This is a genomic window from Mycobacterium sp. (genome assembly GCF_032162105.1).
Classification (GTDB): domain Bacteria; phylum Actinomycetota; class Actinomycetes; order Mycobacteriales; family Mycobacteriaceae; genus Mycobacterium.
In genome coordinates this window covers 1-14,857 of record NZ_JAVRPS010000175.1, presented here as the reverse complement: position 1 = coordinate 14,857, position 14,857 = coordinate 1, and the positions used below count along the sequence as shown (strand labels likewise).

The 14,857-nt window shown below is 67.5% G+C and carries 15 protein-coding genes; 7 read left to right on the top strand and 8 right to left on the bottom strand.

Annotated elements, in window-relative coordinates:
* The 7 genes from QOC69_RS09185 to QOC69_RS09155 form a co-directional block, all read left to right on the top strand.
* The coding region (locus QOC69_RS09185; protein ID WP_526438591.1) for a PTS fructose transporter subunit IIC at window positions 1-1,371 on the top strand (1,371 nt) is incomplete at its 5' end.
* 33 nt (window positions 1,372-1,404) lie between these two features.
* Window positions 1,405-1,662, top strand: a complete 258-nt coding sequence (locus tag QOC69_RS09180) for an HPr family phosphocarrier protein (protein ID WP_526438589.1) — start codon at window positions 1,405-1,407, stop codon at window positions 1,660-1,662.
* 175 nt (window positions 1,663-1,837) lie between these two features.
* Window positions 1,838-3,184: a type VII secretion-associated serine protease mycosin gene (mycP, locus tag QOC69_RS09175; RefSeq protein ID WP_526438593.1), complete on the top strand. Its 1,347-nt coding sequence runs from the start codon at window positions 1,838-1,840 to the stop codon at window positions 3,182-3,184.
* Window positions 3,181-4,581: a type VII secretion protein EccE gene (gene eccE / locus QOC69_RS09170; RefSeq protein WP_526438587.1), complete on the top strand. Its 1,401-nt coding sequence runs from the start codon at window positions 3,181-3,183 to the stop codon at window positions 4,579-4,581. The genes mycP and eccE overlap by 4 nt, the downstream gene beginning before the upstream one ends.
* A 46-nt stretch (window positions 4,582-4,627) precedes the next feature.
* A complete protein-coding gene (locus tag QOC69_RS09165; protein ID WP_526438585.1) occupies window positions 4,628-6,187 on the top strand; it encodes a PPE domain-containing protein in 1,560 nt (519 codons plus the stop codon).
* Window positions 6,184-6,528 (top strand): YbaB/EbfC family nucleoid-associated protein, encoded by a 345-nt coding sequence (locus tag QOC69_RS09160; RefSeq protein ID WP_526438583.1) that lies wholly within the window; start codon window positions 6,184-6,186, stop codon window positions 6,526-6,528. The genes QOC69_RS09165 and QOC69_RS09160 overlap by 4 nt, the downstream gene beginning before the upstream one ends.
* A 53-nt stretch (window positions 6,529-6,581) precedes the next feature.
* Entirely contained in the window at window positions 6,582-6,782 is a 201-nt protein-coding gene (locus QOC69_RS09155) for a CopG family transcriptional regulator (RefSeq protein ID WP_526438581.1), read from the top strand.
* Window positions 6,783-6,941: 159 nt separating this feature from the next.
* On the opposite strand, the gene eccD is transcribed toward QOC69_RS09155, so the two are convergent.
* The 8 genes from eccD to QOC69_RS09115 form a co-directional block, all read right to left on the bottom strand.
* Window positions 6,942-8,471, bottom strand: a complete 1,530-nt coding sequence (gene eccD / locus QOC69_RS09150; protein ID WP_526438579.1) for a type VII secretion integral membrane protein EccD — start codon at window positions 8,469-8,471, stop codon at window positions 6,942-6,944.
* Entirely contained in the window at window positions 8,468-9,877 is a 1,410-nt protein-coding gene (locus tag QOC69_RS09145; RefSeq protein WP_526438577.1) for a MinD/ParA family ATP-binding protein, read from the bottom strand. The genes eccD and QOC69_RS09145 overlap by 4 nt, the downstream gene beginning before the upstream one ends.
* Before the next feature lie 92 nt (window positions 9,878-9,969).
* Window positions 9,970-10,260 (bottom strand): WXG100 family type VII secretion target, encoded by a 291-nt coding sequence (locus tag QOC69_RS09140; protein WP_526438575.1) that lies wholly within the window; start codon window positions 10,258-10,260, stop codon window positions 9,970-9,972.
* A gap of 33 nt (window positions 10,261-10,293) precedes the next feature.
* Complete coding sequence (locus QOC69_RS09135; protein WP_526438573.1) at window positions 10,294-10,605, bottom strand: WXG100 family type VII secretion target; 312 nt, start codon at window positions 10,603-10,605, stop codon at window positions 10,294-10,296.
* A gap of 86 nt (window positions 10,606-10,691) precedes the next feature.
* Window positions 10,692-12,020, bottom strand: a complete 1,329-nt coding sequence (locus QOC69_RS09130; protein ID WP_526438571.1) for a PPE family protein — start codon at window positions 12,018-12,020, stop codon at window positions 10,692-10,694.
* A 58-nt stretch (window positions 12,021-12,078) separates the two neighbouring features.
* Window positions 12,079-12,375, bottom strand: a complete 297-nt coding sequence (locus QOC69_RS09125) for a PE domain-containing protein (RefSeq protein ID WP_526438569.1) — start codon at window positions 12,373-12,375, stop codon at window positions 12,079-12,081.
* Between the two features lie 146 nt (window positions 12,376-12,521).
* The gene (gene eccCb, locus QOC69_RS09120; RefSeq protein ID WP_526438567.1) at window positions 12,522-14,300 is read right to left on the bottom strand and encodes a type VII secretion protein EccCb; all 1,779 of its coding nucleotides are present in this window, start codon (window positions 14,298-14,300) and stop codon (window positions 12,522-12,524) included.
* A 73-nt stretch (window positions 14,301-14,373) separates the two neighbouring features.
* Window positions 14,374-14,857: FtsK/SpoIIIE domain-containing protein (locus QOC69_RS09115; protein WP_526438565.1), on the bottom strand; the 484-nt coding region annotated here is incomplete at its 5' end.

Here is a 14,857-nt window from a genome sequence, read left to right as displayed (position 1 = left end):
CCGCTGCCCGCCGAGACCATCGCCGGCGCGGCCGCCGTCATCTTCGCCACCGACGTCGGGGTCAAGGACAGAGGTCGCTTCGCGGGCAAGCCGGTCATCGCGTCCGGGGTCAAGCGTGCGATCAACGAGCCCGACAAGATGGTGTCCGAAGCCCTTGCGGCCGCTGACAATCCGAATGCAGCGCGGGTGGAGGGCGTGGCAGGCGCACCGTCGTCGTCGGGCCCGTCCGCGTCCGGCGGAGTCGGTTGGGGCACCCGCACCCGGCAGATCCTGCTGACGGGCGTCAGCTACATGATTCCGTTCGTGGCCGCGGGCGGTCTGCTCATCGCACTCGGCTTCCTCTTCGCCGGGTACGACATCGCCAACAAGCCCGAAGGCGCGACGCAGTCGCTCGGCAACATCATCGCCACCACCAACTCGCTGACCAACCTGCCGTCGGGCGGTTTCGTTCAGTACCTCGGCGCAGTGTTGTTCACACTCGGCGGGCTGGCGTTCTCATTCCTGGTACCTGCCCTTGCGGGATACATCGCGTTCGCCATCGCCGACCGACCCGGCATCGCACCGGGATTCACCGCCGGAGCGGTGGCCGTCTTCGTCGGCGGTGGTTTCATCGGCGGCATCGTCGGCGGCCTCATCGCCGGCTTCACCGCCCTGTGGATCAGCCGTATCGACGTCCCCCGCTGGCTGCGGGGCCTCATGCCGGTGGTGATCATTCCGCTGGTCGCCTCGCTCGTCGTCGGCCTGCTGATGTTCCTGTTGCTCGGCCGTCCGCTGGCCGCGGTCACCTCCGGGCTGACCACCTGGCTCGGCGGTCTCTCCGGCAGCTCGGTGATCCTGCTTGGCATCATCCTCGGTCTGATGATGTGCTTCGACCTCGGCGGTCCGGTCAACAAGGCGGCCTACGCCTTTGCCACCGCCGGGCTCAACGTGGCCGACCCGGCCACCCTGCGCATCATGGCCGCCGTCATGGCTGCGGGCATGGTCCCGCCGCTGGCGATGGCACTGGCCTCAGCCGTGCGGCCGGGCCTGTTCACCGAGCCCGAGCGCGAGAATGGCCGCGCGGCATGGCTTCTCGGGGCCTCGTTCATCTCCGAGGGCGCGATTCCGTTCGCCGCGGCCGACCCGCTGCGCGTCATTCCGTCGATGATGGCCGGTGGTGCGGTGACGGGTGCGTTGATCATGGCGTTCGACGTGACCCTCAAGGCGCCACACGGCGGGATCTTCGTGTTCTTCGCCATCGGGCATCTGGTGTGGTTCCTGGTCGCCCTGGCGGCAGGCACCGCCGTCGGGGCTGTGGCCGTCGTCGCCGCCAAGCAGTTCGCCAAGCCCAAGACCGATTCGGAGACGTCGGCCGAACTCGTCGCCGCCTGACCTACCCAAACCCACCACAGAAGGAGACTCCACATGTCCGCCAAGACCGTCATCGTCGGATCGTCGATCGGCCTGCACGCCCGCCCCGCCGCGATCATCGCCGAGGCCGTGCTCAACGCCGGTGTCCCGGTGTTCTTGTCCGTCGACGGTGGTGAGCCGGTGGACGCCGGTTCGGCGCTGATGATCATGACGCTCGGTGCGGGCAACGGCGCCCAGGTCACCGTCGCCTCGGACGACGAGGCAGCGCTCGACACCGTGGCTTCGCTGGTCCAGCAAGACCTCGACGCCTGACGCAGCCCCAAAAGAAAGCGGAACCCGGCCGGTCAACTCGCCCGTAAGATTGCCCCGTGCACAGGGTCCGGGGGCTTGACGTCAAAGGATGCGCCGCGAAGCCGGCCTCAATCAGTTTGCTGAGGGGGACTCAGCACAATGTGGGTGGGGCGATCGTCGAGAGGGGTGAGGAATGCTGCGTCGCATCGGCGTCCTTCTCGTCGCGCTGATCCTGGCGCTGCTGAGTGCGCCCCCTGCGGTCGCGATCGAACCGCCCACCATCGACCCGGCGGCCCTGCCACCTGATGAGACGGGCCCGGATCAGCCCACCGAGCAACGGCGGGTGTGCTCCGCGCCCACGGTGTTCCCCGGGGCCAACTTCGCCGACAAACCGTGGGCCAACGACTACCTCCGGCTCGCCGATGCGCAGAAGTTCGCAACGGGAGAGGGAGTAACTGTCGCCGTCATCGACACCGGTGTGAACGGTTCGCCGCGGGTGCCTGCCCTTCCCGGCGGAGACTTCGTCGACGTCGGCGGCAACGGAATGTCCGATTGCGATAGCCACGGCACGCTGACCGCGTCGATCATCGCGGGTCGGTCCGCGCCCACCGACGGCTTCATCGGGGTGGCTCCCGGCGCACGAATCCTGTCGCTGCGCCAGACGTCGGACAACTTCCAGCCGGTGGGCTCGCGCACCGATCCGAACGACCCCAACACCACGCAGACCGCGGGTTCCCTGCGCAGCCTGGCCCGGTCGATCGTGCACGCCGCAAACCTGGGCGCGCAGGTGATCAACATCAGCGAGGCCGCCTGCTACAAGATCACCCGCCCCATCAACGAGACCGGCCTCGGCGCGGCGATCGAGTACGCCGTCAACGTCAAGGGCGCAGTCGTGGTCGTCGCGGCGGGCAACACCGGGCAGGACTGCAGTCAGAACCCGCCACCCGACCCCTCTGTGCCGGCCGATCCACGAGGCTGGAAGGAAGTTCAGACGATCGTCTCGCCGGCCTGGTACTCGCCGCTGGTGCTCACGGTCGGCGGCATCGCCCAGAACGGCCAGCCGAGCAACTTCTCCATGTCCGGCCCGTGGGTAGGCGCCGCCGCGCCAGCCGAGAACATCACCGCGCTGGGGTACGACGGCAATCCGGTGAACGCCCTGCAGGGGCAGGACGGCCCGGTCCCGATCAACGGCACGTCCTTCGCCGCGGCGTACGTGTCGGGCCTGGCCGCGCTGCTCAAGCAACGCTTTCCAAACCTGTCTCCCGCGCAGATCATGAACCGGATCACCGCTACCGCAAGGCATCCCGGGGGCGGCGTGGACAACTACGTCGGCGCGGGTGTCATCGACCCGGTGGCCGCTTTGACCTGGGACGTGCCTCCTGGCCCGAAGGCCATCCCGTACAAGGTGAAGCAACTGCCGCCGCCGGTGTACATCCCTTCGCCCGATCGGGGGCCGATCACCATGGTCGTCGTTGCCGGTGCAGCGCTGGCGGTCGCGCTCGGCCTCGGAGCGTTGGCCCGTCGCGCATTGAGGCGCCGATGAAGAACTTCTTGGCGCAGTTCGGCTTTCGCGTCACCACCGGCCACCTGCTGTGGGCGGCGGTGCTGATTCCGGCCTGCATCGCGATCTTCATCCCGCTGAATCTGCTCTGGCTGGGCATCACGCTTTCGGTGATCATCGCGATCTCGGTCGTGCTCACCGTGCGCGGCCGCCGGCTGACCGGCTGGATCACGGCGATCTTCTCCTGGCGGCGACGGCACGAGGCCGCCCCGGAAGCCCCCTCGACACCGGCCGTCGGGGCCACCGTCATTCCTGGCGATCACGTCGCCGTGCGATGGCAGGGCGATCACCTGGTTTCGGTGATCGAGCTGGTGCCGCGGCCGTTCACGCCGACGGTCATCGTGTCCGGCGAAGCCTACACCGACGACGTGGTCGACACCCGGCTCGTCGAACAGCTCATCGCCGCACACTGTCCCGAGCTGGACGCCGACATCGTCTCGGCGGGGTACCGGGTCGGCAAGACCGCGCCGTCGAGCCTCGTCGCGCTCTACGAGCAGGTGGTCGGGCCCTACCCGGCGCCGGCCAACCGGCGGACGTGGATCGTGCTCCGGGCGTTGCCCGAGCAGACGCGCAAACCCGCTCAGCGGCGCGAGGCCGGCGTGGCCGGGCTGGCGCGCTACCTCGTCGCGTCGACCACCCGGATCGCGGATCAGTTGGCCAGCAACGGGATCGACGCGCGGTGCGGGCGCAGCTTCGACGACTTCGACAGGGCGACCGAGATCAGTTTCGAGCGCGAGAGCTGGTCGTCGATCAAGGGCCGCAGTACGTTCACCGCCGCCTACACCGCGCCCGGTGGCCCCGACGTGTGGTGGTCGGCACGCGCGGATCACACCATGACCAGGGTTCGGGTCCGTCCCGGGACGGCGCCGACCACGACGGTCTTGTTGACGACGCTGGCGAATCCCTCGACCCCGCGCGGGTTTTCGTGCCTGTTCGGTGGTCAGCGGGCGGCTGCGGTGCAGGGCTTGAGCCCGCTGACCGACCGGCACTACGAGCTGCCGATCGGCTCGGCGGGTGTGCTCGTCGGTGAGACCGCCGACCGGTACCCGGTGTACATGCCGTTCGACGACGTCGACGTCAGCATCAACCTCGGCGACGCGCGGTTGTTCACGCAATTCGTCGTGCGGTCGGCCGCCTCGGGCGCCGTCGTCACCCTCGGTCCGCAGTTCCGGGAGTTCGCTGGGTTCATCAACGCGCGCATCGGCCAGGTGGCCAAGGTGGCGTGGCCCAACGCCACCACGTACCTGGGTCCGCATCCGGGTGTGGGCCGGGTCGTGCTGCGAAGCAACTTCATCGATACGCCGCGCCATCGTCAGCTGCCCATCCGGCTGATCAACCCGCGGGAGGAGAGCCGCTACCAGGTGGCGCTGGAACAGTGATCTTGAGTTTGCTGAGAGGCGTACGATCGTCTCTCGAGGAGGGGATATGACGGGGGAAGTACGAGTAGAGACGATCGATCTGCGCGCCAAGGCGATTCAGATCAACGCACTGCAATGGAGCAATCCGCTCACGGACAATCCCCTCGTCGTGCCACCCGATCAGCTGAGTCTGTCCAAGACCGCGGTCGACAACCTCAAGCAGAACGCGAGCTTCCTCTATCAGAACCAGGACTACGGTCATCGTGAGGGCACGCGGCTCGCGGAATCGCTGAATTCGGTCGCCCAGGCCTACGACGACGTCGACGCCGCGGGGGAGGCGAACCTCAATGGGGTCGGACCTCCGCCAACGCCCGTCATGCCGAAGACCAATGCGATTCCGGCGCCCACGCCGCCTGCGCCGATGGGCGCTCCGCTCGGGTTGAGCTCCGATGAGTACCTCGACGTGGAGAAGGCACAGCAGGCGCTCTCGATGGGCGATCACGGTGCGTCGCTGCGAGAGGCGGCAGCGGCGTGGACTGCGAACGGCGCCGCGCTGAAGACGTCTGCGCAGAGCTTCCAGGTCAAGATCCAGAACTGGGAGGGCGAGGCGGCCGAGCAGGCGTACGGGAAGTTCAACGAGTACGGCACTTGGCTATCCGAACTCGGCTCGACCTGGGAGGCGCTTGCCGGTGAGGCCATGCGCATCTCGGATGCGCACGTGAAGACCCTCATTCAGCACACCGAGGTGTACCAGCAGTACGAAGCGTTGAAGGCTCAGATGGCCGCGGCGATCGCCAACGGCGGCAGCGCGGCGCACACCCTCGGCCTCCAGATGGAGCAGCTGCAGAAGGAATCCGAGGAAATTCGGCACGGCTACGCGGGTGAGGCGGCCCCGCACCCCGTCAAACCGCGCACACCGCCACCCCCCAGTGGAGTTCCCACGACGCCGGTGACCTCCAATGGCGATCCGCGGAAGAAGACCATTCCGGACGGCAACGCCCCGTGGAGCCCGGGTGCACCCGGACAGGCGCCGCCGGGCGGAGCGCCTGCGCCGGCGACGCCACCCGGCGCCGCATCGCCCTTGTCCGCGGGAGCCCCGCCGGCCGGCGGCTCTCAGGGCCCAGGCGCCCCGTCGGGCGGCTCCCCGTCCGCTGGCGGCGCACCATCTGGCGGTGGCTCGCCGTCAGGCGGTGGCGCGCCGGGCGGGGGCATGCCGGGCGGGCTTCCCGGGGGCGGCCCGAAGGACATCCCGAGACTGCCGACGGACCCCAGCCTGAGGCCTGCCGCCGCCGCCGGTGGCGGTGCGGGCGGCGGATCCGGCGGTGGCGGCGTGCCGCCAATGCCGTTGCAGCCCAACGTCGGCGGTGTGTCCGTCGGACCCGGTTCGACCACCGGCGGTGGTGGCGCAGCCGGACCAACGGCCGCAGGATCGGCCGGTGGCGGCATGGGCGGAATGGGCGGCATGCCGATGCACGGCGCGGGCCAAGGCCAAGGCGGTAAGGAGAAGAAGCGCACCCCAGGACTGGCGCCAGATGAGGACATCTATACCGAGGACCGGCCCTGGACCGAGGCGGTGATCGGCAATCGTCGCCGCAAGGACGTCCAGGACAACAAGGAGTCCACGTGAGCGACGACATGCCTCCGCAGGTCGCTGCCGTGTTGAAACAGGCGCAGCGACTGCGGTCGCTGATGGACGACCAGTTGACCAAGATGAACACCGAATCCTTCACTGCCACCGATGAAGCGGAGACGGTCGAGGTCACGCTCAACGGGCACCACTGGCTGACCGGCGTCTTCATCGAGGACGGGCTGCTGCGGCTCGGTGCGGCGGCCGTCGAGGGACGGGTCAACGAGGCATTGCAGAAGGCGTCGCTCAAGGCATCCGCATCGATCGACGCGGACCGCGAGCGGATCGACGCGGTGGTCGCGGAGATCACCGCGGATTCGGACGAGGGCAGCCGGCACTGAGCGCCTCCACGAGCCCGTGAGTGGTATCACTCCGGTATCGTGCGGTCACGGGAATGACTCTCCGGACCAGCGACCGGCAGACAGAAGCGCTGCGTCGGCAGGCCGTAGCGGAAGGGCGGTCGATGCAGGCTGTCGCGCTATCGGCCATCGACCAGTACATCGATCGGCGTGCGCACGAGGCCAAGGTTGCCGCGGCGCTGCCGCGCGTGGTGTACGAGGAGGCCGGGGTTCTCGAGCGCCTCAAGGACGCGTGACCGAATACCTGGATCTCGACGACCTACTGGAGATCGCCCGTGCGGTGTCCTGCCCGATCTCGACAAGATTGCCGATCAGCTACGCACGTGGAGCTACCAAGAGGGCTGAGCCGCAGGATTTCAGAGTGAGAAGGTCGGACAGCTTGTCGACCGGCATCATCAGAACCGCAGGTTCCGAAGGACGTCGTACAAACTGGCGATCCACAGCAGCATCGGGATCACCGCGGCGATTGCCGCGCCGTCCAGCAGCTCGAGAATTCGCTTGCTCACCGGCGACATCCGTCGCACGCCGTCGGTCGCCCCCACCATGATCAAGGTGACCACCGCGACCGCGGCGTAGATGGCCAACACCAGCCAAGCGCTGTACGGGTACCAGTTGCACAGCCGTACCGTCACCCCGGTCGGGATGACCACGACGGCACCCAACAGCGCCCAGGCACACCACCGTTCGGCGTAGAGCCGCGACCGGAAGGCGCATACCGAGGTGACCAACCCGGCAACGATCAGGCTGTGCACGAAGAAGTGGCCTTGCACGACGACGGCGATGGCACCGGCGGCGAGCACCACCACACCTGCGGTCAAGAAGCCGACCAGCAGCTGCTTGGCCAAGTGGCTGCGCTCGGTCAGACGGGCAGCGGACTCCGGCACCGAAGCGATGATCGCCTGCCACGTCGGCGACTCCTCATCTGAGGTGTCGGGAGTCGAAACGGGATCCAGCAGTTCGTCATTGGCGACGGTTTCGCCCGGCGCGGGAATCGGCGGAAGTGCAATGCGGGCGACGGCGACCGTCAACTTCGCGGCATTGGTGACGACGATCAGGCCGAAGCCGATGGCGCCGGCTGGCACCCAGTACTCCCACCCGTAGCCGTACGCTATCGCCGCGGCAATGACCGCTACTGCGGCGACCGCGGCGAACGACGCGACCTCCGCCCGCCTGCGTGGCCCGCCACGGGTCGCCAACACCAACAGCAGCAGGACGACCCCTGCACCCGCGACATTCGGAGCGCCTAGTCCAGCGACGCCATTCGGCAGCGGGACCGCCAATGCCGCCGCGGCCGCGAGCAACGGCACCGCGGCGATCAACAGACTCTCCGCCAGGTCGAGATTCGCATAACGCGATCGCGCCATCAGGCTGCCACCGAGGACGGCGACACCGAATACGCCCAACGCCGCCGTCCACCACCAACCGTGTCCGGTTTCCGCCCATGCACGCAGTGCCACTCCGGTGACGACCAACGCCACCGCGGGAATTGCCAAGCCCACGAACCGATTCAGCGCCGTCCGGTCGAACTCCGGTGACTCGTCGAGGACGGCGATCGCGTCGATCACGTCCTCGACCAGTGGCCGGTAGCGCTCTGTGCGACTGACCGTGACGAGCGTCAGGAGGGCACCGTCGACCACCCCGGCATCGTCGAGCGACTCACTCGCCCTCATCGAAGGGGCACCCGGTCGCGCGAATGCCCATTCGCCCTGGGCCTTGAAGTCGAAGCCTGCCAAGACGTCTGCGGGCGTGTCTTCGAGGATCTCCGCGAGAACCTGGACGGTCTCGTCGATGTAGGTCTCGATCGCCGCGGAGGCGGGCAGCACCAGATCAGTCAGCCGGCGGCCCGTGAGGATCGTGACGCGGGTCGTCGACGGCCTACCGGGCGTTGTACCCGACGTGCTGGGTGCGGCGGCCGTCGTCGTCAACGACGTTCAAGCCTGTCGAAGTCGTCGGACAGTGCAGCGCCGAGCTCGGTGATCCGTCGCCGGAACGTCTTGCCCAGCAGATCCACCTGGATCTCGGTGCCGGCGGCGATGTGCTTGTCCCACGGCAGCACGATGACACGTCCCGGAGGGACGTGCCGTTCGAACTGTTCCACCAGATCGGCGACGTCGATGTTCGGCTTGCCCGGAACGACGTGGTTGATCACCACGCACGACCGGCCGAGCAGATCCTGATAGCCGTTCTGCCGCAACCAGTCCATCGTCACGGCGGCCTGCCTGGCCCCGTCGATCGACGCGCTGGCGACGATCACCAGACCCGACACCGTGGACAGCACGCCGCGCGCGCCCGGCTGGAACAGGCCTGCGCCGCAGTCTGCGAGGACGAGGTTGTAGTACCTCGACACGATGCCGACGGCGCCCTTCCAGTCGTCGTCGTTGAACTCGCGACGCGCTCCGCTGTACTCCTCCGACGACAACACCTCGAGGTTGGCGGCGTTCATGCTGGTGTAGGCCCGGATGTCGTTGTAACGGGCGAGTTCCTTGTCCGACAACAGATCCGAGATGGTCGCGGCGGACTGCCTGCCCGCGCGGTCGGCCAGGTTCCCGCCGTCGGGGTCCGCGTCGACGGCCAGGATGCGGTCACCGCGAACCTTGCTCAACTCCGAACCCAGCGCCACGGTGACGGCGGTCTTGCCGACGCCGCCCTTCAGCCCGAAGACACCGATCTGGTAGGAGTCGCGGGCGTTGCGCCGAATCCGGGTGTGCAGGTCGAGTTCGTAGATCTCGTCAGGCGAGAAGCCCAGGTTGATGCGCGTCAACAGGTAGATCATGTGGCGCCAACCACGCTGTGAGGGCATCTTGACCGCAGAGCGGACGCCGACGTGCGACAGCGCGTCGATGGCACGGTGATTGCCGATCGTGGCGGCGGAGGTCGGCGCAGGCGCAGGCACCTGTTGCGCCGACGTCCACACCGCGCGACTCTCGGACTGCGATTCGGCGAAGTGTTGCGACGGCGCGGGCGCAGGCGCCTGTCGCATGGGGGGTGCCGGCGCTGGACGAGCCTGTTCGTATCGGGCGCCGGTCGGTGCTGCGCCCTGCGGCGCGCGCATCATCCCGTTCGGTGCCCGCTGTTGCCCCGTGGTCTGGGTCGGCCTCATCTGGCTGGTGACTTCGGTCTGGCGCGGTGGCGGTGCCGCTGCGACGGCCGTCTTCGTCGCGGGTGGAGTAACGGGCATGGGGCCCGACGGCGCATCGGGCCGTACCGCGTGGGTCGGCATGGGTCCGGCGTTGCCGGGCGCTACCGATTCGCGGTCGACGGCCGCTGTCTCCTCTTCGGGCGGCTGTGTCGCGTCCGGGGAGTGGAAGAGCCGGTCATAGTCGGCCGACATGGAAACCTCTCAAGGGTTGGTTCACATTGGAGCACGTGCTGAGGTGGGCGGAGCGGCAGTAGGCCGGCCCGCCCACCTCGGTGCACGGTTTCCTACGCGCTGAAGGAGCCCGCGACGCCGGCTTCGGTTTGAGCCATCGTCTGACCCGCTTCGCTAATAGTCTGCGCGAGATTCTGCAGCGCCGCGTTCAGTTCGGTGGATGCGTTGTTCCACTTCATCTGGACCGCCTCGTACGAGGCTTGCCCGGTGCCCTGCCATGCGGCCTGCAATCTGCCGAGCGAGGCAGTGCCCTCATCGAGCAAGCCGTGCACCGCGGCCGCGTAGCCCTGGACCTCACCAGCGCTGGCTTCGATCGCGGCGAAGTTCCATACCTGTTCACTCATGATTTCTCCGATTCTGTTGGCTGGTTGTCGTGGTCAGAGGATTTGCGGGATTGTCTGGCCGAGCGCCGAACCCTGGTCCTCGTCGGTGGCGGCGTACTGCACCCCCCCGGTGTGAATGTTCGCCGAGATCTCGTCCAGCGCGGCCTTCTGCACCTGCGCCGCCTCCTGGTACCGCACGAATGCGGCCTGTGCGGCGGTGCCGGACATGCCCTGCAGGTGCACCTGCATCGAGCCTGCGGTCGAGTCGACCTGACCCATGACGCCCTGGAGCGACGCCGCGATCCGCTCGAAGTTGCTCGCCTCGCCGGCGAGGACAGCAGAGTCTGTCTGCAACGGTTGACCCATTATCTGCATACCTTTCTTCTCGTGTCCTCACCAAGGGAATGGCGAGTCTTCCAGCCCCCCTGGGCCGGGAAGTCTTGTGTCGACGCCTACCAGTCGTCGTCCTCGTCCTCGCCCAGGTCCTGGGGGAGAACGGTGGGCGCGCGCAACCCCGTCTTGGAGCCGCCACCGCCCTTGCTGCCGTGGCCGGCGGCTCCCATCGGGCCGCCACCAACCGGCGCAGCTCCGGCCCCGCTGCCTCCCGCGGCCGCCCCTGGCGTCATCGCCATCGGCGGCACGCTGGGGCGTTCGACGACCGGCTGGGCGACGAGGTTGGACATCAGCGGTGTGCGGGCCGCCGAACCGCTCGCACCGGGCAACGACGCCGCGCGGACCAGCCCCGCACCCGACATCGCGCCCGATCCTCCTGCCAGCGGATGGTTCGACATCGGGCTGGCACCGATCAGACCGACCTGCGGGCCGTTGTTGGACCCGAATCCGCTACCCACCTGGCTGAAGACCTGCGTCATCTGCTGGGTCACCTGCTGCATGGGCTGCATGACCATCTGACTTCCCTGCTGCGGAAGCTGGACCATCATCGAACCGACCTGCGACGCCATTTGGGTGGCCATCTGGACACCCTGTTGCATGCCTTGCTGGCCTTGGCCCGACTGCTGGCTGGCGCTCTCTGCCTTCTGGGCCCCGCCCTCGGCGCGGGTGGCGGCCATGTTCCCCTGGCTGAACGCATTCCCGCCGGCCAGCCCCGCCATTTGCATGGATCCCTGAGCGGTCACCTGGGCGAACACCGCCTCGCGGATGATCGCGCCGCCCATCAACGCAGTGTTTTCGCCGACGGCCATGGCAGCCGAGCTCTCGCCGACGCCGGGCACGACCATGGGCTTCATCGGCGGGATCGGCTCGAACACCGTGTTCAAGCTGGTCTCGGCCTGATAGCCCTCCATCGCGAAGGCCGCCTGATTCCACATCCGGACGAAGTAGTCGGCCTCGTTGACGCCGATCGGCACCGCGTTGACCCCGAGGAAGTTGGTTGCCTCGAGCACCCCGTGGGTGACGTGGTTCATCTCGATCTCGGGTATCGGCGGCGTCGTGACCATCGCCATCATGTACGCGTTCGCCTGCGCGATGGCCTGCATCGCCCGCTTCTGAGCCTGCAATGCCGTGGTACGCAACCAGACCACCATTGGCGTGGTCGCGTCGACGGCCTGCTGGCTGGCCGAGCCCTGCCACGAACTCTGCAGTGCCACCAAGCTGCCCGCAAGCTCCTCGGCCTGAGTCTCCAGTGAGATCGCAAGGGTCTCCCAGCCGGCCGCGGCCTGGAACATCGGCGCTTCGCCGGCTCCCGCCATCAACCTGGCTGTGTTCACCTCTGGTGGCAATGCTCCGTAGAACATCGCCAACATTGCGGGCACTGCGGACATAGTTTGCTGGACTCAGATCTCTCTGGGTTGACGTGTTGTTATTACGACACGAATGTGATTACGAAAGGGCAGCGGCGCCGGAGCCGTCAACAGCCGTGTAGATCCCGGCTGATTCGATATAAGCCGCTCCTGTGCGCGCCAACTCCTCCTGAGCGAACGCGTTCAGCGCATTCACCTCGAGGGCCTCGGTCGCGAACGCCATGGCGGCCTGCACCGAGACCTCCTCCGCACCTGCCGGTACCAATGCACTGGCCTCGGTTGTCGCGGCCGTACCGGTGGCCAGGCCACGGCCGCCATTTGCGACGACCTGGGAACCGACTCCGATCGCGCCTGGGTTGTGCTCCAACGGTTGCATTTGCGCTAACTCCTCACATATTTCGAAATCACTGCATATCGGGCCGGAGGCCCGTGCTGAGCGGTTGCCTGCTCCCCATGGAATCGAACCCCCGATCCCTTTGCTGGCCATTTGCCAGTAGCGTTGCTGTACGTCTTCGAAAAATACTACCGGGCCGTCAGGGGTGGTGCGAACACTTCTTCTTCCGGTGGATCCATGTAGGCCGCCTGAACGACTTCCTTGCCATCCTGCGACCGCAGAAGTGCCTGGCCAGGCGGGCGCCGCTTCAGCTTGAACTCGCTGGTCGGGAAGTCCATCTTCTCCCCGGACAGGAACAGCGTCGGCGAACCCGCGCCATACGCAGCCCCCACGAATCGGTCCATCGACGATCGCTGGGCCTGGCTCATCTGGCAGGTGACCACGATGTGCAACCCGATGTCAGCCGCCGCGGGCAACAGCGCCGACAACGGCGCCATCGGTCCGATCGGGCCACCCGCAGCCACTACCATGTGCCAGTCGTCGACGAGGAGCACCACGTCGGGCCCCGTCCACCACGATCGCGACCGTAGCTGTGCGGTGGTGAGGTCCGACGGGGGCAGGCGTCTCTGCAGATTGGCCGCCAGCACCTTGATCGCTTCCTCGAGCGCCGCGTTGTTCCGGTTGACGGCGAAGCCGTCGATCAGGTGATCGGGCGGCACGGCGTCCAGCAGGCCCGACCGGTAGTCGGCCAGCATGAACCGCACCTGCTGCGGGCTGTTGCGCGCGCAGATGGCCGATGCGACGGCGTGGGCGATGGTGGTCTTGCCGGACTTCGGCGCCCCGAAGATCAGCAAGTGTGGCGACGTGTGCATCGGGCTGTATGCGACCGACAGGTCGGACTCGCGGAGGCCGAGCGGGATGGTCCACCTGGTGCGGTAATCGGAGTCGGGACCCGGCGGGGTCGGGTCGAGCTCGCGAAGATAGATGCGCTCGGGCAGCACCCTGACCTTCGGCGCCTCGTCGGTGTGCAGCGATCCGATGTGCTGGACCGCGGCGGTCATCGCCGGGACCATGTCCTTCGCGCTGTGCACGCCGTCGAGACGTGGCACCCCGATCATCAGGTGATGCTTCTCCTGCGAGATGGCGCGGCCCGGCCGGTTGACCGGGATCTCGCGGGTCATCCGATCGACCTGTGTCTCGTTGATGTCGCCGAGGCGGAACTCGATCTTGGTGCCGAGGTAGTCGCGAACCCGAGACTTCAACTCCGTCCAGCGCGGCGTCGAGATCACCGTGTGCACACCGAACGCCAGGCCCTGTCCGGCCAGGTCCTGCACGGTCGGCTCGAGGTCAGGGAACTCCGAGACGAAGGCGGGCCAGCCGTCGATCACCAGGAACACGTCGCCGAACGGATCCGCCGACGCTGCATGATTCGGGTCATCACGCAACTGCCGATACGTCGCGATGGAGCCGACACGGTACTGCTTGAACATCGCTTCACGTTGCCGCAGAACGGCTTTCACCTCGGCCACCATGCGATTGACGCGGTCTGGCTCGGACCGGGTGGCGACACCACCGACGTGCGGCAGGTCCTCGAGGTACATCAGGCCACCACCACCGAGGTCGATGCAGTAGAACTGCACCTGACGGGGGGTGTGGGTAGCGGCCGCCGACAGCATCATCGTCTGCAGGAACGTCGACTTGCCGGTCTGCGGGGCGCCACCGATCGCGATGTTGCCGCCGGCCGCCGAGACGTCGACGCCCCACACCTCCTGACGGTGCCGGCGCGGCTCGTCCATGATGCCGAGCCCGAAGCGCAACGGTTGACGACTGTCGCGTTCGACCAGTTCGTTGACCGGTGTGGGATCGGTCAACGGCGGCAACCACATTCGATACGCACGGACCTCGCCCGTGGTCAGTTGTTCGAGGACGACCTCGCGCAATACCCGCTGTTCGGATTCGATACTCATGCCTCGACTCCCGCTCGCTCCGGGCCGCGCTCGCGCCTCGCTGCGATCCTCACTCGCGCTCGTCTTCGGGAAGTCATGACGTCAACGCCTCCGGGATGGGCGCCGCGGTGAACTGGTGGATCCGCAGCTTGCTCTGGGCGGCGTGCCTGGGGGCCGCCACGACGTCATCGGCCAATGCCGTCGGCACGTAGTTGACTCCGGTGAAGACGCTCTGGAACTTGGCCGGATCCTCCATCCCCACCCGGAGGAACCCGACGCCGCTCTCCTTGTTCGTGATGTATTGCGCCTCCGGGGTTCCGATCACCGCCTTGGACTCCGCCGAACTGGTGGTGCGCAGCGCGATGCGGTAGGTCAGGTTCGGCTCCAACTTGTCGATGCGCACGCCGCCGGTGTTCAGCGACTGCGTCGCGAGGAGAAGGTGCACCCGCAGTGATCGCCCAACGCGGCAGATGCGGTCGAACAGCGCGATGAAGTCGGGGTGGTTCTGCAGCAGCTCGGCGAACTCGTCGACGACGACGAACAGCGTGGGCAGGGGCGGCAGATCGGCGCCGCGCTCG

Excerpts from the sequence above, each read along its gene's own strand:
- eccE (WP_526438587.1), top strand. The coding sequence starts at position 3,181 with ATGAAGAACTTCTTGGCGCAGTTCGGCTTTCGCGTCACCACCGGCCAC.
- QOC69_RS09155 (WP_526438581.1), top strand. The coding sequence starts at position 6,582 with ATGACTCTCCGGACCAGCGACCGGCAGACAGAAGCGCTGCGTCGGCAG.
- QOC69_RS09130 (WP_526438571.1), bottom strand. The coding sequence starts at position 12,020 with ATGTCCGCAGTGCCCGCAATGTTGGCGATGTTCTACGGAGCATTGCCA.
- QOC69_RS09180 (WP_526438589.1), top strand. The coding sequence starts at position 1,405 with ATGTCCGCCAAGACCGTCATCGTCGGATCGTCGATCGGCCTGCACGCC.
- eccCb (WP_526438567.1), bottom strand. The coding sequence starts at position 14,300 with ATGAGTATCGAATCCGAACAGCGGGTATTGCGCGAGGTCGTCCTCGAA.
- QOC69_RS09135 (WP_526438573.1), bottom strand. The coding sequence starts at position 10,605 with ATGGGTCAACCGTTGCAGACAGACTCTGCTGTCCTCGCCGGCGAGGCG.
- QOC69_RS09125 (WP_526438569.1), bottom strand. The coding sequence starts at position 12,375 with ATGCAACCGTTGGAGCACAACCCAGGCGCGATCGGAGTCGGTTCCCAG.
- QOC69_RS09145 (WP_526438577.1), bottom strand. The coding sequence starts at position 9,877 with ATGTCGGCCGACTATGACCGGCTCTTCCACTCCCCGGACGCGACACAG.
- QOC69_RS09165 (WP_526438585.1), top strand. The coding sequence starts at position 4,628 with ATGACGGGGGAAGTACGAGTAGAGACGATCGATCTGCGCGCCAAGGCG.
- QOC69_RS09140 (WP_526438575.1), bottom strand. The coding sequence starts at position 10,260 with ATGAGTGAACAGGTATGGAACTTCGCCGCGATCGAAGCCAGCGCTGGT.